The sequence below is a fragment of the Pseudomonas sp. T1.Ur genome (assembly GCF_023516725.1).
GTDB classification, from domain to species: domain Bacteria; phylum Pseudomonadota; class Gammaproteobacteria; order Pseudomonadales; family Pseudomonadaceae; genus Aquipseudomonas; species Aquipseudomonas alvandae.
In genome coordinates, this window is the sequence record NZ_JAMGSN010000001.1 from 759,937 (window position 1) to 780,465 (window position 20,529).

The 20,529-nt window shown below is 61.6% G+C and carries 18 protein-coding genes; 15 read left to right on the forward strand and 3 right to left on the reverse strand.

What is annotated here, in order from left to right; all coding sequences use genetic code 11:
- The first annotated feature begins 87 nt into the window (after positions 1-87).
- The 11 genes from edd to M8Q45_RS03595 all read left to right on the forward strand — a co-directional run bounded on the left by edd (position 88) and on the right by M8Q45_RS03595 (position 13,891).
- Positions 88-1,914 (forward strand): phosphogluconate dehydratase, encoded by a 1,827-nt coding sequence (gene edd / locus M8Q45_RS03545; RefSeq protein WP_030139367.1) that lies wholly within the window; start codon positions 88-90, stop codon positions 1,912-1,914.
- Positions 1,911-2,870: a glucokinase gene (locus M8Q45_RS03550; protein WP_249873593.1), complete on the forward strand. Its 960-nt coding sequence runs from the start codon at positions 1,911-1,913 to the stop codon at positions 2,868-2,870. Before edd ends, M8Q45_RS03550 begins: the two co-directional genes overlap by 4 nt.
- Before the next feature lie 190 nt (positions 2,871-3,060).
- Complete coding sequence (locus M8Q45_RS03555; RefSeq protein WP_249873594.1) at positions 3,061-3,792, forward strand: response regulator; 732 nt, start codon at positions 3,061-3,063, stop codon at positions 3,790-3,792.
- Entirely contained in the window at positions 3,782-5,251 is a 1,470-nt protein-coding gene (locus M8Q45_RS03560; protein WP_283939003.1) for an ATP-binding protein, read from the forward strand. Before M8Q45_RS03555 ends, M8Q45_RS03560 begins: the two co-directional genes overlap by 11 nt.
- Positions 5,252-5,492: 241 nt before the next feature.
- Entirely contained in the window at positions 5,493-6,752 is a 1,260-nt protein-coding gene (locus M8Q45_RS03565; protein ID WP_249873595.1) for a D-mannose isomerase, read from the forward strand.
- A 116-nt stretch (positions 6,753-6,868) separates the two neighbouring features.
- Positions 6,869-8,170, forward strand: a complete 1,302-nt coding sequence (locus M8Q45_RS03570) for an ABC transporter substrate-binding protein (RefSeq protein WP_249873596.1) — start codon at positions 6,869-6,871, stop codon at positions 8,168-8,170.
- Between the two features lie 103 nt (positions 8,171-8,273).
- Positions 8,274-9,182: a carbohydrate ABC transporter permease gene (locus M8Q45_RS03575; protein ID WP_030139360.1), complete on the forward strand. Its 909-nt coding sequence runs from the start codon at positions 8,274-8,276 to the stop codon at positions 9,180-9,182.
- On the forward strand, positions 9,175-10,020 hold the full coding sequence (locus tag M8Q45_RS03580; RefSeq protein ID WP_030139359.1) for a carbohydrate ABC transporter permease: 846 nt from the start codon (positions 9,175-9,177) through the stop codon (positions 10,018-10,020). Before M8Q45_RS03575 ends, M8Q45_RS03580 begins: the two co-directional genes overlap by 8 nt.
- Before the next feature lie 2 nt (positions 10,021-10,022).
- On the forward strand, positions 10,023-11,183 hold the full coding sequence (locus tag M8Q45_RS03585) for an ABC transporter ATP-binding protein (RefSeq protein WP_249873597.1): 1,161 nt from the start codon (positions 10,023-10,025) through the stop codon (positions 11,181-11,183).
- Positions 11,184-11,379: 196 nt separating this feature from the next.
- Complete coding sequence (locus M8Q45_RS03590) at positions 11,380-12,726, forward strand: carbohydrate porin (RefSeq protein ID WP_249873598.1); 1,347 nt, start codon at positions 11,380-11,382, stop codon at positions 12,724-12,726.
- 310 nt (positions 12,727-13,036) lie between these two features.
- A complete protein-coding gene (locus M8Q45_RS03595; protein WP_249873599.1) occupies positions 13,037-13,891 on the forward strand; it encodes a D-hexose-6-phosphate mutarotase in 855 nt (284 codons plus the stop codon).
- A gap of 140 nt (positions 13,892-14,031) precedes the next feature.
- Here the strand turns inward: M8Q45_RS03595 and M8Q45_RS03600 are convergent, their stop codons facing one another.
- Positions 14,032-14,892, reverse strand: a complete 861-nt coding sequence (locus M8Q45_RS03600) for a MurR/RpiR family transcriptional regulator (RefSeq protein ID WP_181289374.1) — start codon at positions 14,890-14,892, stop codon at positions 14,032-14,034.
- 196 nt (positions 14,893-15,088) lie between these two features.
- Here M8Q45_RS03600 and zwf point away from each other — a divergent pair, with 196 nt between their 5' ends.
- From zwf to M8Q45_RS03615, 3 genes are read left to right on the forward strand one after another with little or no spacing between them, the layout of a single operon-like run.
- Complete coding sequence (gene zwf, locus M8Q45_RS03605; protein ID WP_249873600.1) at positions 15,089-16,561, forward strand: glucose-6-phosphate dehydrogenase; 1,473 nt, start codon at positions 15,089-15,091, stop codon at positions 16,559-16,561.
- Positions 16,548-17,261, forward strand: coding sequence for a 6-phosphogluconolactonase (pgl, locus tag M8Q45_RS03610; protein ID WP_249873601.1), 714 nt, complete (start codon positions 16,548-16,550; stop codon positions 17,259-17,261). Before zwf ends, pgl begins: the two co-directional genes overlap by 14 nt.
- A 17-nt stretch (positions 17,262-17,278) precedes the next feature.
- Positions 17,279-17,944, forward strand: coding sequence for a bifunctional 4-hydroxy-2-oxoglutarate aldolase/2-dehydro-3-deoxy-phosphogluconate aldolase (locus tag M8Q45_RS03615; RefSeq protein ID WP_181289337.1), 666 nt, complete (start codon positions 17,279-17,281; stop codon positions 17,942-17,944).
- A 289-nt stretch (positions 17,945-18,233) separates the two neighbouring features.
- Here M8Q45_RS03615 and M8Q45_RS03620 read toward each other — a convergent pair whose 3' ends face one another.
- Positions 18,234-19,421 (reverse strand): aminotransferase class V-fold PLP-dependent enzyme, encoded by a 1,188-nt coding sequence (locus tag M8Q45_RS03620; RefSeq protein ID WP_249873602.1) that lies wholly within the window; start codon positions 19,419-19,421, stop codon positions 18,234-18,236.
- Positions 19,422-19,450: 29 nt separating this feature from the next.
- Positions 19,451-19,687, reverse strand: coding sequence for a DUF3820 family protein (locus M8Q45_RS03625; RefSeq protein ID WP_053119117.1), 237 nt, complete (start codon positions 19,685-19,687; stop codon positions 19,451-19,453).
- Positions 19,688-19,893: 206 nt separating this feature from the next.
- Between M8Q45_RS03625 and M8Q45_RS03630 the strand changes: the two genes are divergently transcribed.
- Complete coding sequence (locus M8Q45_RS03630) at positions 19,894-20,358, forward strand: PA2169 family four-helix-bundle protein (RefSeq protein ID WP_030139349.1); 465 nt, start codon at positions 19,894-19,896, stop codon at positions 20,356-20,358.
- The last annotated feature ends 171 nt before the right edge of the window (positions 20,359-20,529 follow it).

The window sequence follows — 20,529 nt, forward strand, 5'->3', positions numbered from 1 at the left end:
CGCCCGGTCTTTCCCGCGGTGTACAAAGGGCTTTTGAACCAGCATAGACAATCAGGTCGCCACACCCGTTAGCCTGGAGTTCTACCTATGCATCCCCGCGTACTTGAGGTCACCGAACGGCTTATCGCCCGCAGTCGCGCTACTCGTGAGGCTTACCTTGCACTGATCCGCGGTGCAGCCAGCGACGGCCCGATGCGCGGCAAGCTGCAGTGTGCCAACTTCGCCCATGGCGTGGCCGGTTGCGGCACGGAAGACAAGCATCACCTGCGGATGATGAACGCCGCCAACATCGCCATCGTGTCGTCCTATAACGACATGCTCTCGGCCCACCAGCCGTACGAAACCTTTCCCGAACAAATCAAGAAAGCCCTGCGCGAGATCGGCTCGGTCGGCCAGTTTGCTGGCGGTACGCCGGCCATGTGCGACGGCGTGACCCAAGGCGAGGCCGGGATGGAATTGAGCCTGCCGAGCCGCGAAGTGATCGCGCTGTCCACGGCGGTGGCGCTGTCTCACAACATGTTCGACGGCGCCTTGATGCTCGGCATCTGCGACAAGATCGTTCCGGGCTTGATGATGGGCGCGCTGCGCTTCGGTCATCTGCCGACGATCTTCGTGCCCGGCGGGCCGATGGTCTCGGGCATTTCCAACAAGGAAAAAGCCGACGTGCGCCAGCGCTACGCCGAAGGCAAGGCGACCCGCGAAGAGCTGCTGGAATCGGAGATGAAGTCCTACCACAGCCCCGGCACCTGCACCTTCTACGGCACTGCCAACACCAACCAGTTGCTGATGGAAGTGATGGGCCTGCACTTGCCGGGCGCTTCGTTCGTCAACCCGAACACGCCGCTGCGCGACGCCCTGACCCGTGAGGCGGCGTTCCAGGTCACGCGCCTGACCAAGCAGAGCGGCAACTTCATGCCCATCGGCGAAATCGTCGACGAGCGCTCGCTGGTCAACTCCATCGTTGCGCTGCACGCCACCGGCGGCTCCACCAACCACACCCTGCACATGCCGGCCATTGCCATGGCGGCGGGCATCCAGCTGACCTGGCAGGACATGGCCGACCTCTCCGAGGTGGTGCCGACCCTGAGCCACGTCTACCCGAACGGCAAGGCCGACATCAACCACTTCCAGGCGGCGGGCGGCATGTCCTTCCTGATCCGCGAATTGCTGGAGGCCGGCCTGCTTCACGAAAACGTCAACACCGTGCTGGGTCACGGCTTGAGCCGCTATACCCAGGAGCCGTTCCTCGAGGATGGCGAGCTGGTGTGGCGCGACGGCCCGATCGAAAGCCTCGACGAAAACATCCTGCGCCCGGTGGCCCGTGCCTTCTCGCCGGAAGGCGGCTTGCGGGTGATGGAAGGCAACCTCGGCCGTGGTGTGATGAAGGTGTCGGCCGTGGCCTTGGAAAACCAGGTCGTCGAGGCGCCGGCCATGGTCTTCCAGGACCAGCAGGATCTGGCCGATGCGTTCAAGGCCGGTCTGCTGGAAAAGGATTTTGTCGCGGTGATGCGCTTCCAGGGCCCGCGCTCCAACGGCATGCCTGAGCTGCACAAAATGACGCCGTTCCTCGGCGTGCTGCAGGATCGCGGCTTCAAGGTGGCGCTGGTCACCGACGGGCGCATGTCCGGCGCATCGGGGAAAATCCCGGCGGCCATTCATGTCAGCCCCGAAGCTTATGTCGGCGGCGCGTTGGCTCGGGTGCAGGAGGGCGATATCATCCGCGTCGATGGCGTCAAAGGCACCTTGGAACTGAAGGTGGACGCCGAGGAATTCGCCGCGCGCGAGCCGGCCAAGGGCCTGTTGGGCAACAACATCGGCACCGGTCGCGAGCTGTTCGGTTTCATGCGCATGGCCTTCAGCTCGGCAGAGCAGGGCGCCAGCGCCTTCACTTCTGCCCTGGAGGCGATTAATTGAAACTGGCTTTGGTCGGTGACATCGGCGGGACCAATGCGCGTTTCGCCCTGTGGAAGAACCACAACCTGGAGAACATCCAGGTGCTGGCGACAGCGGATTACGCCTGCCCGGAAGATGCCATCAAGGTTTACCTGAGCGGCATGGGCATGGCGCCGGGTTCGATTGGCTCGGTGTGCCTGTCGGTGGCTGGCCCCGTGAGTGGCGATGAGTTTCGCTTCACCAATAACCATTGGCGACTGAGCAACCTGGCGTTCTGTAAGACCTTGGAGGTGGAGAAGCTGTTGCTGGTCAACGATTTTTCCGCCATGGCCCTGGGCATGACCTGCTTGCGTCCCGATGAATACCGGGTCGTCTGCCAAGGCACGCCGGAGCCGATGCGCCCGGCGGTGGTGATTGGCCCGGGCACCGGGCTGGGCGTCGGGACGCTGCTGGACCTGGGCGAAGGTCGCTTCGCGGCGTTGCCGGGGGAGGGCGGCCATGTCGACCTGCCGATGAGCAGTCCGCGCGAGACCCAGCTCTGGCAACACATCTACAACGAAATCGGCCACGTCAGCGCCGAAACCGCGCTGAGTGGCAGCGGCTTGCCCCGCGTCTACCGGGCGATCTGCGCGGTGGACGGTCATGAGCCGGTGCTCGATACCCCTGAATCCATTACCGCCGCCGGCCTGGCCGGGGACCCTGTTGCGCTGGAAGTCCTTGAGCAGTTCTGCCGATGGCTGGGGCGCGTGGCGGGCAACAACGTACTCACGGTGGGCGGGCGCGGCGGTGTCTACATCGTTGGCGGCGTCGTCCCGCGGTTTGCCGATTTCTTCGTTGAAAGCGGTTTCGCCAAGTCCTTCGCCGACAAGGGCTGCATGAGCGATTATTTCAAGGGCATTCCGGTCTGGTTGGTGACGGCGCCGTACTCCGGCCTGATGGGCGCGGGCGTGGCGTTGGAGCAGTCGACTCCCGTTTGAAAGATGATCCCCTGTGGGAGCGAGCTTGCTCGCGATAGCGGAGTGTCAGTCGCCATTGATGCTGACTGATGCACCGTTATCGCGAGCAAGCTCGCTCCCACAGGGTTTTGTAGTGTGTTTTGTGGTGTGTTTGTAGTCCTCATCCATCAGGCATAATCGCCCCCAATCCAAACAACAAGGACGAGGCCCCGTGAGTTCAGTGAACAAATCGATTTTGTTGGTCGACGACGACCAGGAGATTCGCGAACTGCTGGACACTTACCTCAGCCGTGCGGGTTTCCAGGTGCGCACCACGCCTGACGGCGCCGGGTTTCGCCAGGCCTTGAACGAGGCGCCGAGCGATCTGGTGATCCTCGATGTGATGCTGCCCGACGAAGACGGCTTCAGCCTTTGCCGCTGGGTTCGCGAGCACCCGCGCCAGGCCCATGTGCCGATCATCATGCTCACCGCCAGTTCCGATGAGGCCGACCGGGTCATTGGCCTGGAGCTGGGGGCCGATGATTACCTGGGCAAGCCGTTCAGCCCGCGTGAATTGCAGGCGCGTATCAAGGCGCTGCTGCGCCGGGCACAGTTCGGCCAGGAACGGTCGGGCGGCGACGTGCTGGCCTTCGACGAGTGGCGGCTGGACATGATCAGCCATCGCCTGTTCCACACCGATGGCGAAGAAGTGATCCTCTCCGGCGCCGACTTCGCCTTGCTCAAGCTGTTCCTCGATCATCCCCAGGAAATCCTCGACCGCGACACCATCGGCAACGCGACGCGGGGGCGTGAACTGATGCCCCTGGACCGGATCGTCGACATGGCGGTGAGTCGCCTGCGTCAGCGCCTGCGCGACACGGACAAGCCGCCGCGGTTGATTCGCACGGTGCGCGGCAGCGGTTATCAATTGGCGGCCAGTGTGGTTGCCAGCAATGGTCACTGAAGCGATCAGGAAAATCGTCCGGCGGATACCGGTGCCGCGCTCGTTGCTCGGGCGGATGCTGCTGTTGACCTTGCTGGTCGTGCTATTCGCCCAGACGCTGTCGAGCCTGATCTGGGTTTCGCAATTGCGCGCCACCCAGCTCGAAGGCCTGGTCACCAGCGCCCGCAGCCTCGCCCATTCGATGACCGCCACGGTCAGCTATCTGCGTTCGCTGCCGGTGGCCTATCGGCCCTTGGTGCTGGATCAATTGCGCAGCATGGGCGGTACACGATTCGTCGTCACCCTCAATGACAAGCCGTTGGGCATGGACGTGTTGCCCGTGACGCCACGCAAACTGGCGGTGCTCCAGGCGGTGGATGAAGTGCTGCGGCGCTCCCTGGGCAACAACGCCGACATCTCCGTCAAGTTCGTCAGCCCCGAAGACCTTCGGATCTTCAACGGCGGCCTGAAACTCGATGAGCTGCCGCGCTCCTGGGCCCATTACGCCCTGACGCTTGAGCCGGTGAATCCGCCGGTGCTGGTCACGCAGATCCAGATGGCGCCGGGTGAATGGCTGTACATCGCCTCGCTGCTGCCCGAGCCCTATACCAGCCTCGAAGAGCAGGACCTGCCCAAGCAGCAGGTGGGTTTCATCGTGCTCACCAGTAGCCTGTTGCTGTTGTTCATCGGCTTGCTGGTGCACTGGCAGAGCCGGCCACTCAAGCGCCTGGCCCGGGCGGCGCGGGACATGTCCCTCGGCGCTGAAGTGCAGCCGGTGGCCGAGGGTGGCGGCAGTGAGGTGGTGGAAGTCGGCCGGGCATTCAATGCCATGCGCGAGCGCATCAGCCGCTACCTGACCGAGCGCAGCCAGTTGTTCAGTGCGATTTCCCATGACTTGCGCACGCCCATTACGCGGCTGCGGTTGCGGGTCGAGCTGCTGGAGGATGAAAACCTGCAAGCCAAGTTTGGCCGTGACCTCGACGAGCTGGAGTTGCTGGTCAAGGGCGCGTTGCAATGCGTCAAGGACACCGACATCCACGAGAACATCGAGCCGGTGGACCTCAATCATGTGCTGGATTGCCTGGTGGAGCCTTACCTGGCGCCCAACGGTAACGGCCGGGTCACCCAGGATGGTCGGGCGCTGGCGCCGTATCCCGGCAAGCCGCTGGCCCTCAAGCGCTGCATCGGCAACCTGATCGACAACGCCTTGAAATACGGACAGCGGGCCCACCTGCACATCGATGACGATGAAACAGCGTTCATCCTGCACGTCGACGACGAAGGCCCGGGCGTGCCGGAACAGCGTCTCGAACAGGTCTTCGAGCCGCACTTTCGCCTGGCCGGGCAGCAGCAGGGTTACGGCTTGGGACTGGGCATCGCCCGCAACATTGCCCACAGCCATGGCGGCGAAGTCAGCCTGCAGAATCTGCGCGAGGGCGGGTTGCGGGTGACGTTGCAGTTGCCTCGCAGTGTGGATTGATTGGACCGCGTCATCGTTCATCGCGAGCAAGCTCGCTCCCACAGGGTTTGTGAACGCCGAAGATCCAGTGTGGGAGCGAGCTTGCTCCGGGCGGCGTTCCGACGATGGCGCCAGTCGCCTCAACCCATCTCTCCCAGCCAAATGTCACAGCTCGGTGACATAACTCGCCCCTTTCGTTACCTGCCGCCGCCCCTCCCTTGTTTAGACTCCCTGGGTCAAAACAACAAAAAAGGTCACGTCGATGGACACCTTCCAACCGGCGTTCAGCAGTTGGTTGAACGCGCCTGCCCACCAGCAATGGCTTGCCGCCGAAGGCTTGCGGCTGCTGGCGTTTGCCAAGGCCTCGAAGCTGCCGGACGGTTTCGGCAACCTGGACGAACTGGGTCGCCTGCCCGCCGATGCCCGCGCCGAAACCATGAACACCGCGCGCATGACCCACAGCTTCGCCATGGCCCACATCCAAGGCCTGCCGGGGTTTGTCGAGCTGGTGGATCATGGCGTGCAAGCCCTCATGGGGCCGCTGCGCGATGCCGAGCATGGCGGTTGGTTCGCCACGGCCAATCCGGCTGAAAACGAAACCGGCAAAGCCGCCTACCTGCACGCTTTCGTTGCCCTGGCCGCCAGCTCTGCGGTGGTGGCCCAGCGCCCCGGCGCCGAGGCCCTGCTCAAGGAAGCCGTGCGGATCATCGACGAGCATTTCTGGTGTGAAGAAGAGGGTGCCTTGCGCGAATCCTTCAACCGCGACTGGCGCGAAGAAGAAGCCTATCGCGGCGCCAACAGCAACATGCACGCCACCGAAGCCTTCCTGGCCCTGGCCGATGCCACGGACGACCCGCGCTGGCTGGCCCGGGCCCTGCGCATCGTCGAGCGCGTCATCCATGGGCATGCGGCCGCCAACGACTACAGGGTCGTCGAGCATTTCGACCGCCACTGGCAGCCGCTGCGCGAGTACAACCACGACAACCCGGCCGATGGTTTCCGCCCATACGGCACCACGCCCGGCCATGGTTTCGAATGGGCGCGGCTACTGCTGCACCTCGAAGCCGCGCGCGTCCAGATCGGCATGCTGACGCCGGGCTGGCTGGCCCAGGACGCGCAAAAACTCTTCGACCAGAACTGCCGCCACGGCTGGGACGTCGATGGCGCGCCGGGCATTGTTTATACCCTGGACTGGGACAACCGCGCCGTGGTTCGCCATCGCCTGCATTGGGTGCATGCCGAAGCGGCGGCAGCCGCCAGCGCGCTGCTCAAGCGTACCGACGAGGCACAATACGAAGCCTGGTACCGGCGCTTCTGGGAATTCTGTGACAAACATTTCATCGATCGCTGCGACGGCAGCTGGCACCACGAACTCGATCCACAAAACCGCCCCAGCGCCGACATCTGGCCGGGCAAGCCGGACCTTTACCACGCCTGGCAAGCCGTGCTGATACCTCGGCTTCCCCTGGCGCCCAGCATGGCGTCTGCGTTGGCGAGGTTATCCGCTCCCGCGCCTGTGTAACCATGCAGTGACATATCCGCGTCCCTTCGTTACCTGCGAAGGGATAACCCCTGATTAGAATCCATGCAGCGCAAGCACCAGACTTGCATGCATAACAACAAGAAAGGTACTTCTAGATGAATGCGATTTCTCGCCTCGCTACTGTCATTTCTCTTGCTTCCTTGCTTCCCGTCGCAGCATTCCCTGTCAGCGCCCTGGCCGCCGAATCGAAAGGTTCCGTGGAAGTCGTCCACTGGTGGACGTCGGGTGGCGAAAAAGCCGCGGTCGATGTGCTCAAGGCCCAGGTAGAAAAAGACGGCTTTACCTGGAAGGACGGCGCTGTCGCCGGCGGTGGCGGTTCCACTGCCATGACCGTGCTCAAGAGCCGCGCCGTGGCTGGCAACCCACCGGGCGTCGCCCAGATCAAGGGTCCGGACATCCAGGAATGGGCAACCACTGGCCTGCTCGACACCGACGTCCTCAAGGACGTTTCCAAGGCGGAAAAGTGGGACAGCCTGCTCGACAAGAAAGTCTCCGACACCGTGAAGTACGACGGTGACTACGTCGCCGTGCCGGTGAATATCCACCGCGTCAACTGGCTGTGGATCAACCCGGAAGTCTTCAAGAAAGCCGGCATCACCAAGAACCCGACCACCCTCGAAGAGTTCTACGCCGCCGGTGACAAGCTCAAGGCCGCAGGCTTCATTCCCCTGGCCCACGGTGGCCAGCCATGGCAGGACAGCACCGTGTTCGAAGCGGTGGTGCTCTCGGTCATGGGCGCTGATGGCTACAAGAAAGCCCTGGTCGACCTGGACAACAAGGCGCTGACCGGTCCGGAAATGGTCAAGGCATTGACCGAGCTGAAGAAAGTCGCGACCTACATGGACGCCGACGGCAAGGGCCAGGACTGGAACCTGGAAGCGGCCAAGGTCATCAACGGCAAGGCCGGCATGCAGATCATGGGTGACTGGGCCAAGAGCGAGTGGACCGCGGCGAAGAAAGTCGCCGGCAAGGACTACGAGTGCGTAGCGTTCCCAGGCACTGACAAGGCCTTCACCTACAACATCGACTCCCTGGCGGTGTTCAAGCAGAAGGACGCAGGCACTTCGGCGGGGCAGCAGGATATCGCCAAGGTCGTGCTGGGTGAGAACTTCCAGAAAGTCTTCAGCATCAACAAGGGCTCGATCCCGGTGCGCAACGACATGCTGGCCGACATGGGCAAGTACGGTTTCGACTCCTGCGCCCAGACCGCCGCCAAGGACTTCCTGGCAGACGCCAAGAGCGGCGGCCTGCAGCCAAGCATGGCGCACAACATGGCGACCACATTGGCGGTACAAGGCGCGTTCTTTGACGTCGTGACCAACTACATCAACGACCCGAAAGCCGACCCGGCCGATGCCGCCAAGAAATTGGGCGCAGCGGTTCAGTCGGCCAAGTAAAGCGGCAAGCTGCAAGCTGCAAGCTGCAAGTGGGCACGGCTTTAGCTTGCAGCTTGTAGCTTGTAGCTGCTCTTAGTCCTTATTCTTTGTTTTGGATCTTCCCATGAGTTCTGTTGCTGTGTTCAGCAAGGCCTCGCCGTTCGATGCATTGCAGCGCTGGCTACCAAAACTGGTGCTGGCGCCGAGCATGTTCATCGTCCTGGTGGGCTTCTATGGCTACATCCTGTGGACGTTCGTCCTGTCGTTCACCACGTCGACTTTCCTGCCCACCTACAAATGGGCGGGCCTGGCGCAATACGCACGGCTGTGGGACAACGACCGCTGGTGGGTAGCCAGCAAGAACCTCGCCGTGTTCGGTGGCATGTTCATCGGCATTACCCTGGTCATCGGCGTGCTGCTGGCGGTGTTCCTCGACCAGCGTATCCGTCGCGAAGGTTTCATCCGCACCATTTACCTGTACCCGATGGCGCTCTCGATGATCGTCACCGGTACCGCCTGGAAATGGCTGCTCAACCCGGGCATGGGCCTGGACAAATTGTTGCGTGACTGGGGTTGGGAAGGCTTCCGCCTGGACTGGCTGATCGACCCTGATCGCGTGGTGTATTGCCTGGTGATCGCTGCCGTCTGGCAGGCCTCGGGCTTCATCATGGCGATGTTCCTGGCCGGCCTGCGTGGCGTGGACCAGTCGATCATCCGCGCCGCGCAGATCGATGGCGCGAGCATGCCGCGCATCTACTGGAAAGTGGTGCTGCCGAGCTTGCGTCCGGTGTTCTTCAGCGCCGTGATGATCCTGGCACACATCGCAATCAAGAGCTTCGACCTGGTGGCGGCCATGACGGCCGGTGGCCCGGGTTACTCCTCCGACTTGCCGGCGATGTTCATGTACTCGTTCACCTTCAGTCGCGGCCAGATGGGCATGGGCTCGGCCAGTGCAATCCTGATGCTCGGTGCGATCCTCGCGATCATCGTGCCTTACCTGTATTCCGAGCTGAGGGCCAAGCGTCATGACTAGTCTCGCTGCGAAACCTTCCATCAGCCTGAGCCGCATCGCGATCTACGCGGTGCTGATCCTCGCGGTACTGCTTTACCTGGTGCCGCTGGTGGTCATGCTGTTGACCAGCTTCAAGACGCCGGAAGACATCAGCACCGGTAACCTGCTGAGCTGGCCGACCGTGGTCAGCGGCATCGGCTGGGTCAAGGCCTGGGCCACGGTCAACGGCTACTTCTGGAACTCGATCAAGATCACCGTGCCGGCGGTGCTGATTTCCACTGCCATCGGCGCGTTGAACGGGTACGTGCTGTCGATGTGGCGCTTCCGTGGGTCGCAGTTGTTCTTCGGCCTGCTGCTGTTCGGTTGCTTCCTGCCGTTCCAGACCGTGCTGCTGCCGGCCTCGTTCACCCTCGGCAAGATGGGCCTGGCCAGCACCACCACCGGCCTGGTGTTTGTCCACGTCGTCTACGGCCTGGCGTTCACCACGCTGTTCTTCCGCAACTACTACGTGAGCATTCCCGATGCGCTGGTGAAGGCTGCGCGCCTCGATGGGGCCGGGTTCTTCACGATCTTCCGCCGCATCATCCTGCCGATGTCGACGCCGATCATCATGGTCTGCCTGATCTGGCAGTTCACCCAGATCTGGAACGACTTCCTGTTCGGCGTGGTGTTCTCCAGCGGCGACTCCCAGCCCATCACGGTGGCGCTGAACAACCTGGTCAACACCAGCACCGGGGCCAAGGAATATAACGTGGACATGGCGGCGGCGATGATCGCCGGGCTGCCGACCCTGCTGGTCTATGTGATCGCAGGCAAGTATTTCGTGCGCGGCCTCACGGCTGGCGCGGTCAAGGGGTAATCATGGCTACGCTTGAACTTCGCAATGTAAACAAGACCTACGGTGCGGGCCTGCCCGACACCTTGAAAGACATCCAGTTGTCGATCAAGGAAGGCGAATTCCTGATCCTTGTAGGCCCGTCGGGTTGCGGCAAATCGACCCTGATGAACTGCATCGCCGGCCTCGAGACCATCACCGGCGGCGCGATCATGATCGGCGACCAGGACGTCAGCGGCATGAGCCCGAAGGATCGCGACATCGCCATGGTGTTCCAGTCCTACGCGCTGTACCCGACCATGAGCGTGCGCGAGAACATCGAGTTCGGCCTGAAGATTCGCAAGATGAAACAGTCGGACATCAACGAAGAAGTGGCGCGGGTCGCCAAGCTGTTGCAGATCGAGCACCTGCTCAACCGCAAGCCCGGCCAGCTCTCCGGTGGCCAGCAGCAGCGCGTTGCGATGGGCCGGGCCTTGGCGCGGCGGCCGAAGATCTACCTGTTCGACGAGCCGCTGTCCAACCTCGACGCCAAGCTGCGGGTCGAGATGCGCACCGAAATGAAACTGATGCACCAGCGCCTGAAAACCACCACGGTCTACGTGACCCACGACCAGATCGAAGCGATGACCCTGGGCGACAAAGTGGCGGTGATGAAGGACGGGATCATCCAGCAGTTCGGCACGCCGAAGGACATCTACAACAACCCGGCCAACCTGTTCGTGGCGAGCTTCATCGGTTCGCCGCCGATGAACTTCATCCCGCTGCGCCTGCAACGCAAGGACGGTCGCCTGCTGGCCTTGCTCGACAGCGGCCAGGCCCGTTGCGAGTTGCCGCTGGGCATGCAGGACGCCGGCCTGGAAGATCGTGAAGTGATCCTTGGCCTGCGGCCGGAGCAGATCGTGCTGGCCGGCAACGAGCCGAACGGTTTGCCAACCATTCGCGCTGAAGTCCAGGTCACCGAGCCTACCGGTCCGGACACCCTGGTGTTCGTCAATCTCAACGACACCAAGGTCTGCTGCCGACTGGCGCCGGACGTGGCACCGCAGCCGGGGGAGACCCTGACGTTGCAATTCGATCCGGCGAAAGTGTTGCTGTTCGACGCCAAGTCCGGCGAGCGCCTCGGCGTGGCCGCGCAGCCGCAGGCCGGAGACCGGCCCGCCAATGTGGCGCAGTTCAAGGGCCGATGATGAACATATGTGGGAGCGAGCTTGCTCGCGATGGCGGTACATCAGTTGCGGCTGAAGTGAATGACACACCGCTATCGCGAGCAAGCTCGCTCCCACGGAAAAAGGAGTATGCGGTGAGTGGGGGACCATCCATCGCAATCGTTGTAAACCGCGTTAGATAAAAACAGTTAATAACAATAAAGACGAGGATGTAGGGATGAAGAAGAAAAACAATGCCCAGCTTATCTGCCAGTTGTCAGCCGTTGCGGCGATGATGCTGGCCGGTAGCGCACAGGCTGCCGACGCGTTCAGCGCCGATTCGCAGTGGATGACGGGCGACTGGGGCGGTGAACGGACCAAACTGATCGAGCAGGGTATCGACATCAAGGCCGACTACGTCGGCGAGGTGGGCGGCAACTTGCACGGTGGCTACAACAACGACAAGACCGCGCGTTACGCCGACCAGTTCGGCCTGGGCGTGGCGCTGGACCTGGAAAAGCTGTGGGGCTGGGATAACACCCAGGCCAAGATCCAGCTGACCAACCGTAACGGTCAGAACATCTCCAACGACCGTGTCGGTGACCCACGCGCGGGCACCTTGAGTTCTTCCCAGGAAGTCTACGGCCGTGGCCACATGGTTCGTCTGACCCAATTGTGGATCAAGCACCAGTTCCTCGACGGCAAGCTGGACGTCAAGGCCGGTTACTTCGGCGAAGGCGAAGACTTCAACACCTTCCCTTGCGAATTCCAGAACCTGGCGTTCTGCGGCTCCCAGGTGGGTAACTGGGCGACCGGTATCTGGTACAACTGGCCAGTCAGCCAGGCCGCGATCCGCGTGAAGTACAACATCACGCCTGAGTTCTACGCGCAAATCGGTGCGTACAACCAGAACCCATCGCAGCTGGAGCACGGCAACGGCTTCAAGCTCAGCGGCAGCGGCACCAAAGGTACCGTCATTCCTGTCGAACTGGTCTGGTCGCCGAAGGTCAACAACCTGCCGGGCGAATACCGCGTCGGTTACTACAAGAGTACGGCTGACGCCAACGACGTCCGTGAAGACGAAGACGGCAACGATGCCGCCACCACCGGCAACGCCTACCGCAGTCACGACAGCAAGCACGGCTACTGGTTCGTGGCGCAACAGCAACTCACCACTCACAACGGCGACGCTTCCCGCGGCCTGAACATCGCGGCCAACGCGACCTTCCACGACAAGGACACCAACGTCGTCGACAACTACCAGTCGTTGATGTTCGTGTACAAAGGGCCGTTCGACGCACGTCCGAAGGATGACATCGGGATTGGTTTCTCCCGTATCCACGTCAACGAAGACGTGAAGAGAAACGCCGAGCTGACCAATGCCGCCAACGGCGTCACTGACTACAACGATCCACTGTTCGCGCCACTGCGTAGCACTGAGTACAACTACGAACTCAACTACGGCGTGCACGTGACCAACTGGCTGACCGTACGTCCGAACCTGCAATACATCACCCACCCGGGCGGTGTTGACGAGGTCGATAACGCCTTGGTCGCCGGTCTGAAAATTCAGTCGGTGTTCTAACGCTGTTGCGATAAGCTCCTCTCTATGTGCGCATATTTGCGGACGGCCAAGGCTGTCCGCTTTTTTTTGTGAGATGGCGGGCATGAATCTGGGGCGAGGGAGCTTGCTCCCGCTGGGTTCTGTAGGCGCTGGCGAAGGCTCGGGCCGCGTTCGGACGATCTTTTGATTGTGATCTTTCGCTCTCGATTCAATGGGCTGTGGAAAGATCGCAGCCTCGCTTCGCTCGACAGCTCCTACAGGGCCGAGCGGGAGCAAGTTCCCTCGCCACAAAAGCAGATGAGCAACTCAATGATTTCCAGGACCGCGGCCCATGCATGAGCATCCGCTACAACGCTTTTTCAAATCCTTGCGCGAGCGTCCGGTGTTTGCGTGGGAGCGCTATCGGCAGCGTGATGTGTTGGTCATCGATCATCCGCTGTGCCAGGCGGTTTTCAGTCGCCAGGGTGCGCAGTTGCTGCACTTCCAGCCGCGCGGCCAGAAACCCTGGCTGTGGTGCGCGGCGAAGTGGCCGCAGGTCGGTGCCATACGCGGCGGCGTACCGGTGTGCTGGCCTTGGTATGGCCGCCATCCGAGCGAGAATGCCTGGCCGTCCCATGGCTGGGCGCGTTTGATCAATTGGAAACTGCTCGACAGCCGCAGCGATGACGACGGCGTGCATTTGCACTGGCAATTGCAATTGTGCGACTGGCAAGTGGACCTGCATGCCGACCTGGGCGAGCGCATGGAGCTGCGCTTGAGCACCGAGCATCAGGACAGCTTGCCTTGCCAGTTGAGCCAGGCGTTGCACGCCTATTGGCGTATTGGCGACGTCGGTGAGGTAGCGCTGTCTGGGCTCGAAGGTGCACAGGGTTATGACCAATTGAACCGTGAGATTTGCCGGCAGCAAGGCGAGTTGCGGGTGGACGGTGGCTGCCAGCGGGTGTTCCAGCACGAAGGGGAATTGCAGCTCAAGGACCACGCCTGGCAACGCGAACTGTGCATCGACACCGGTGACACTGCCGACACCGTGGTCTGGCATCCGGGCGCACGGCCGTTGCTGGGGGTGAGTTGGGATGAGGTCAACGAATTCGTCTGCGTCGAAGCGGCCAGTGGCGGCACCGACAGCCTGTGCCTGGCGCCGGGGGAGCGGGCGCATTTGAGTTTGCAGGCGCGGGCGGGGGCTTAGCTCTGGATCTCCGGTCTGGCGGCTGCCGTCATCGCGAGCAAGCTCGCTCCTACATGGGTTCTCTGGCGTTCATGAAACCCCTGTGGGAGCGAGCTTGCTCGCGATGACGGTCTATCAGGCACCCAAAGTTCCGGACCGAATCAGTTGAACTCATCCCCCACCGGATACCGGCTGGCATTCAGGCTTTCCTTGATCTTGCGCAGGTGCGGCTGGAAGTCCACGCCCCGGCGCAGGGTCATGCCGGTGGCGAGCACGTCCAGCACGGTGAGCTGGATGATCCGCGACGTCATTGGCATGTAGATGTCCGTGTCTTCCGGCAGCGGAATATTCAGGCTCAAGGTGCTGGCCTTGGCCAGCGGCGAGCCTTCGGCGGTCAGTCCGAGCACCGATGCGCCGTTCTCCCGGGCGATGCGCGCCACTTCCACCAGCTCGCGGGTGCGCCCGGTGTAGGAAATGATCACGAACAACTCACCGGTGTGGGCCACCGAGGCGATCATGCGTTGCATCAGCACGTCGGCGTGGGCGGTCACCGCCAGGTTGAAGCGGAAGAACTTGTGCTGGGCATCCAGTGCCACCGGGGCCGAGGCGCCGAGGCCGAAGAAGTGGATCTGCCGGGCCTGGATCAGCAAATCCACCGCGCGACTGATCAAATTTGGATCAAGGGCCTGGCAGGCACTGTCCAATGAGGCAATGGCACTGCCAAAGATTTTCTGGGTGTAGGCTTCCGGGTTGTCGTCGGCCTCTACCGCGCGGCTGACATAGGCCGCGCCGCTGGCCAGGCTTTGGGCCAGCTGCAGCTTGAGCTCCGGGTAACCGCTGACACCGAACGAGCGGCAGAAGCGGTTGACGGTCGGTTCGCTGACCGAAGCGGCCTGGGCGAGGGCGGCGATGCTGAAACGGGTTGCCTGCTGTGGGTTGAGCAGGATCACTTCGGCCACCTTGCGTTCGGCCTTGTTCAGGTCTTCCAGGCGACTCTGGATCTGCTCCAGTAGATTTCGCACGCGGTCCATACAAGATTCCTAGAGAGGCGGGTCTTTGATACGACCCTTTGCGGTGGCCTATCCTACTGATGGCTCCGACGGACCACCACTCGGAATCGGTATTTTCGAAAAATGTTGTGGTTATTACTACATTTTTCCTTGAGTGATACCTTGAAAAAAGGTATTTGTAGCTTAACTTGATAAAAGAACAAACATCATGCATTCGATTACGGTTGAACCGTGCACCTTTGCCTTGTTCGGCGCGTTGGGCGACCTGGCGTTGCGCAAGCTGTTTCCTGCCCTTTATCAGCTCGATGGCGCCGGCCTGTTGCACGAGGACACGCGGATCCTGGCGTTGGCCCGCGAACCTGGCAGCGAACAGCAGCATCTGGCGTTCATCGCCACCGAGCTGCGCCGTTATGTCGGCGATAAAGACCTGAACGAAGCCGTGATCGAGCGCTTCCTGGCGCGCCTGACTTACCTGCACGTGGATTTCCTCAAGGCCGAGGATTACGTTGCCCTCGCCGAGCAGGCCGGTTCGACCCAGCAACAGGTCATTGCCTATTTCGCCACGCCGGCCGCCGTCTACGGCGCGATCTGCGAAAACCTGGCGAAATTCGGCTTGAGCGAAAACACCCGTGTCGTGCTGGAAAAACCCATCGGCTCGGACCTGGAATCCTCGCGCAAGGTCAACGACGCCGTGGCGCAGTTCTTCCCGGAAAACCGCACCTACCGTATCGACCATTACCTGGGCAAGGAGACGGTGCAGAACCTGATCGCGCTGCGCTTCGCCAACAGCCTGTTCGAAACCCAGTGGAACCAGAACTACATTTCCCACGTGGAAATCACCGTGGCCGAGAAGGTCGGTATCGAAGGCCGCTGGGGCTATTTCGACAAGGCCGGCCAATTGCGGGACATGATCCAGAACCACTTGCTGCAACTGCTTTGCCTGATTGCCATGGACCCGCCGGCCGACCTGTCCGCCGACAGCATCCGTGACGAGAAGGTCAAGGTGCTCAAGGCCCTGGCGCCGATCAGCCCGGAAGGCCTGACCACCCAGGTGGTGCGCGGCCAATACATCGCCGGCCACAGTGAAGGCAAGGCGGTTCCGGGCTACCTGGAAGAACCGAATTCCAACACCCAGAGCGACACCGAGACTTTTGTTGCCCTGCGCGCCGACATTCGCAACTGGCGCTGGGCCGGTGTTCCGTTCTACCTGCGCACCGGCAAGCGCATGCCGCAGAAGCTGTCGCAGATCGTGATCCACTTCAAGGAACCGTCCCACTACATCTTCGCCCCCGAGCAGCGCCTGCAGATCAGCAACAAACTGATCATCCGCCTGCAACCGGACGAAGGGATTTCCTTGAGGGTGATGACCAAGGAGCAAGGCCTGGACAAGGGCATGCAATTGCGCAGCGGTCCGCTGCAACTCAACTTCTCCGACACCTATCGCAGCGCGCGGATTCCCGATGCCTACGAGCGGTTGTTGCTGGAAGTCATGAACGGCAATCAGAACCTGTTTGTCCGTAAAGATGAAATCGAAGCCGCGTGGACGTGGTGTGACCAGTTGATCGCCGGGTGGAAGAAATCCGGCGATGCGCCCAAGCCGTATGCCGCTGGGTCCTGGGGGCCGATGAGCTCCATTGCACTGATCACGCGGGATGGGAGGTCATGGTATGGCGATATCTGAATTGCAACTGCCCCAGGGCGTCACCGCCCTGGCGTTCAAGAGCCCGGTGGCGCTGGCGGAAAAACTGGCGCTGAACGTGGCCGAGCAACTGCGCGCCGCGATCGATGCCAAGGGCGCGGCGACCCTGGTGGTTTCCGGTGGTCGCAGCCCCGTGGCGTTTTTCCAGAACCTGGCCAAGCAGGCGCTGGACTGGTCGAAAGTGGTGGTGAGCCTGGCCGACGAGCGCTGGGTGCCGGTTGAACATGCCGACAGCAATGCCGGCCTGCTCAAGCGTTACCTGTTGCAAGGCGCCGCGGCGAAGGCCCAGTTCCTGAGCCTCTACAGCGCCAGCGCCAACCTGGAAGCCGCCGCCGAACAGGCGGACCGCCTGCTGGCCGAGCTGCCGCCGATCGATGTGCTGGTCCTGGGCATGGGCGATGACGGGCATACCGCGTCGCTGTTTCCCGACAGTCCGAACCTGGCCCAGGCCTTGGATAAGGATGGCGAGCGCCGTTGCTGGCCGATGCTGGCACCGACCGTGCCGCACCAGCGCTTGACCATGAGCCGCGCCTTGCTGGCCTCGGCTCGACACAAAGTGCTGTCGATTTCCGGTCAGTCGAAATTGACCACCCTGAACGCTGCGGTGGCCGGTGACGATGTCGCCGAAATGCCGGTCCGCGCGTTTCTGCAACCTACGTTAGAGATTTACTGGTGCCCATGAACCAAGGATCAGCCGCTATGAAAAACCCATCCCCGACCGTTTCCATGGCGGACAAAGTTGCCCTGATCGACAGCCTCTGCGCGAAGGCGCGGATCCTGCCGGTGATCACCATTGCCCGTGAACAGGACATCCTGCCGCTGGCCGATGCCCTGGCCGCGGGTGGTCTGACGGCGTTGGAAGTGACCTTGCGCTCGCAGTTCGGCCTCAAGGCCATTCAGGTGCTGCGCGAACAGCGTCCGGAGCTGGTGACCGGCGCCGGCACGGTGCTTGATCGCCACATGCTGGCCGCCGCCGAGGCAGCCGGTTCGCAGTTCATCGTGACCCCAGGCATCACCCGCGATCTGCTGGAAGCCAGCGTCCAGAGCCCGATCCCGTTGTTGCCGGGGATCAGCAACGCCTCGGGCATCATGGAAGGTTATGGCTTGGGCTATCGCCGCTTCAAGTTGTTCCCGGCGGAAGTCAGCGGTGGCGTGGCGGCGATCAAGGCCTTGGGCGGACCGTTCGGCGAAGTGAAATTCTGCCCGACGGGCGGCGTCAGCCCGGCGAATATCAAGAGCTACATGGCGTTGAAGAACGTGATGTGCGTGGGTGGCAGTTGGATGCTCGATCCGGAGTGGATCAAGAACGGCGACTGGGCCCGTATCCAGGAATGCACCGCCGAGGCACTGGCGTTGCTGGACTGATTGTCTTATCGAACTTCGTTGTGTGTTCTACGGCTTTACGGTGCGCTTGGTCGGCGCGCCGTTTTTTTTTGCCCGGTTTTTTTGTGGCGCCCGCAGGATTCTCGTGGCGAGGGAGCTTGCTCCCGCTGGGTTGTGTAGGAGCTGTGTAGGAGCTGACGAGTGCAACGAGGCTGCGATCTTTTCACTGACAATTGAGTCGAGAGCGAAAGATCAAAAGATCAAGATCAAGATCAAGATCAAAAGATCGCAGGCTTCGCCAGCTCCTACGGGGTTCAGCGGAGCGAGGGATCTAGGTATGGCTCAGTTCAAGCAGTGCCTGGCTCAACCGCTCCATATCCCGTGCCAACGTAATCAATCCCGGCGTGATGCGAATGCACGGTCCAACGCTGGTTTCGCGCACCACGGTGAAAATCCCATGGTCCTTGAGCAGTCGGTCGGCCATCGCCTGCTGGTCCGGCTGTGCGGTGAATCGCATGGACGTGATACCGCAATACAGGCGCCGGTCATCCGGGGTCATGACTTCAATGCCCGGTACGTCACGAACGGCGCTCACCCACATGTCGCGCAGGTAACAGAGCCGCGCGCCTTTGGCTGACGCACCGCCCAGGGCGCGATGTTCTTCGAACACCAGGGGCAACGTCAGCAACGCGGGGATATTGGGCGTGCTGTGGGGCGTGCGTGAGCGTATGTCGGTGGCAGGGTAGTTGGCTTCGTCCATGTCCGGGTCGATGTCGGCCAGCCGTTGTGGCGCGATGTAGAGGAAGCCCAAGGCCAGGGGGCCGCCAATCCATTTCTGCAGGTTGAACCCGGCGAACGGGATGCCGAGCTTCTTCAGGTCGAAGTCGATCTGCCCCAGGGCGTGGGCACCGTCGAGAATGATGTCGACCTCGAACTCCCGCGCCGCCTCGGCAATCGCCTGGACCGGCATCACCAGGCCAGTCAGGTGATTGACGTAGGTCAGCGCCATCACCTTCAGGCGCGGATAGCGGATGAAGGCTTCTCGATAGGTGCCCACCAGGCTGTCGAAACTGGCGGGGTAGGGAAGGACCAGCTCAACGACTTCCGCGCCGCGCTGGCGAGCCAGCCAGCGCATGGCGCTCTTGACCGAGGTGTATTCCACGTCGCTGATCAGCACCTGGTCGCCAGGCTTGAGCCCGTTGTAGTTGCGAATGAGTGTCTGCAGGGCATCCACCGCGCTGTTGGCCAGTGCCACGGTGGACGCGGGGGCACGGATCAGTTGCGCCACCTGGCGGCGAATGGCTTCGCCGTGTTCCCGGTCGAACTGCTGGCGCACGTACACCGAGTTGCTGCGGTTGATGAGTTCGATGTTGCGCTGGTATTCCTCGACCACGGTGCGCGACATCCGACCGAAGTAACCGTTTTCAAGATTGAGCAAGCCGTCGGCGTCGACATCGTAGCGACCGATAAAGGTTTCCCAGAAGGTTTCGTCGTGGGCGCGCAAGGTATTTTCGGGCATGGCGGGGCTCAATCAATCGGCGGCAGTGGTCAATGGCGAGGCTTGGGCAAGCCATGTTTGGCCCGAAGCGGGTCCAGCAGGTCCGACAAGCCGTTGTGGTCGATTTCCTGCATCAAAGCCAGCAACCCGCCCAGTTCGCCCTTGGGAAAACCCTCCCGTGCGAACCAGTTCAAGTACTGACCGGGCAAGTCGGCAAGGATTCGCCCCTTGTATTTGCCGAAGGGCATCTGGCGCGTCACCAGCAGCTCAAGTTTTTCCGGATTCATTGCGATTTGTCTTGATAGGAACCATCGGCAAAATACAGGCATTCTGCATGCAGGCCAAATGACAGATCATGCAAATAACGCGGATACAGATTTGGCGTTGTTTTTTAACTGGTTGATTATTAAGGATTTATTCCGTTGATAAGGGCTGGCATGGCCGATGCAATATTCCTTGCAGGTTTTTATTCACCAAGCAAAGGAACTGAAAAATGACTGACATCAACAAAGAATCCATCTCCGTCTTGAACGACCTGATCGAGACCAGCAAGGATGGCCAGGAAGGATTCAAGACCTGCGCGGAAGACATCAAGCATCCTGAACTCAAGGCGCTGTTCGTCAAGCGCTCCGCCGATTGCGCAACCGCCGCGGCCGAACTGCAGGCTGCGGTCCGTTCCCTGGGCGGCGATCCCGAAACTTCCACCAGCGTCTCCGGTGACCTGCACCGCCGTTGGGTGGACGTGAAGTCGATGTTCACCGGCAAGGACGAAGAAGCGGTGCTCAACGAAGCCGAGCGCGGCGAAGACCATGCGCTGAAGGCTTACAAGGAAGCCATCGAGAAAATCAACAAGCACAACCTGGTGGGCATTCGTGATCTCGTCGAGCGCCAGTACCACGGCGTACAACGCAACCACGATCAGGTCAAGGCGCTGCGTAACCAGGCGCGTGCCAGCTGATACGCCTCTGTGACGCAAAAAAACGCCAGCTTGCCTGGCGTTTTTTTTTGTGTGGAGCGACTCAGGCTGACGGGGAACACTCTTGTGGCGAGGGAGCTTGCTCCCGCTGGGCTGCGCAGCAGCCCCAAAAATCAGGGGTCGCTGCGCAACCCAGCGGGAGCAAGCTCCCTC

Coding starts and splice junctions, on each gene's coding strand:
- edd (WP_030139367.1), top strand. CDS start 88: ATGCATCCCCGCGTACTTGAGGTCACCGAACGGCTTATCGCCCGCAGT.
- M8Q45_RS03560 (WP_283939003.1), top strand. CDS start 3,782: ATGGTCACTGAAGCGATCAGGAAAATCGTCCGGCGGATACCGGTGCCG.
- M8Q45_RS03565 (WP_249873595.1), top strand. CDS start 5,493: ATGGACACCTTCCAACCGGCGTTCAGCAGTTGGTTGAACGCGCCTGCC.
- M8Q45_RS03570 (WP_249873596.1), top strand. CDS start 6,869: ATGAATGCGATTTCTCGCCTCGCTACTGTCATTTCTCTTGCTTCCTTG.
- M8Q45_RS03575 (WP_030139360.1), top strand. CDS start 8,274: ATGAGTTCTGTTGCTGTGTTCAGCAAGGCCTCGCCGTTCGATGCATTG.
- M8Q45_RS03580 (WP_030139359.1), top strand. CDS start 9,175: ATGACTAGTCTCGCTGCGAAACCTTCCATCAGCCTGAGCCGCATCGCG.
- M8Q45_RS03585 (WP_249873597.1), top strand. CDS start 10,023: ATGGCTACGCTTGAACTTCGCAATGTAAACAAGACCTACGGTGCGGGC.
- M8Q45_RS03590 (WP_249873598.1), top strand. CDS start 11,380: ATGAAGAAGAAAAACAATGCCCAGCTTATCTGCCAGTTGTCAGCCGTT.
- M8Q45_RS03595 (WP_249873599.1), top strand. CDS start 13,037: ATGCATGAGCATCCGCTACAACGCTTTTTCAAATCCTTGCGCGAGCGT.
- zwf (WP_249873600.1), top strand. CDS start 15,089: ATGCATTCGATTACGGTTGAACCGTGCACCTTTGCCTTGTTCGGCGCG.
- pgl (WP_249873601.1), top strand. CDS start 16,548: ATGGCGATATCTGAATTGCAACTGCCCCAGGGCGTCACCGCCCTGGCG.
- M8Q45_RS03615 (WP_181289337.1), top strand. CDS start 17,279: ATGAAAAACCCATCCCCGACCGTTTCCATGGCGGACAAAGTTGCCCTG.
- M8Q45_RS03620 (WP_249873602.1), bottom strand. CDS start 19,421: ATGCCCGAAAATACCTTGCGCGCCCACGACGAAACCTTCTGGGAAACC.
- M8Q45_RS03625 (WP_053119117.1), bottom strand. CDS start 19,687: ATGAATCCGGAAAAACTTGAGCTGCTGGTGACGCGCCAGATGCCCTTC.
- M8Q45_RS03630 (WP_030139349.1), top strand. CDS start 19,894: ATGACTGACATCAACAAAGAATCCATCTCCGTCTTGAACGACCTGATC.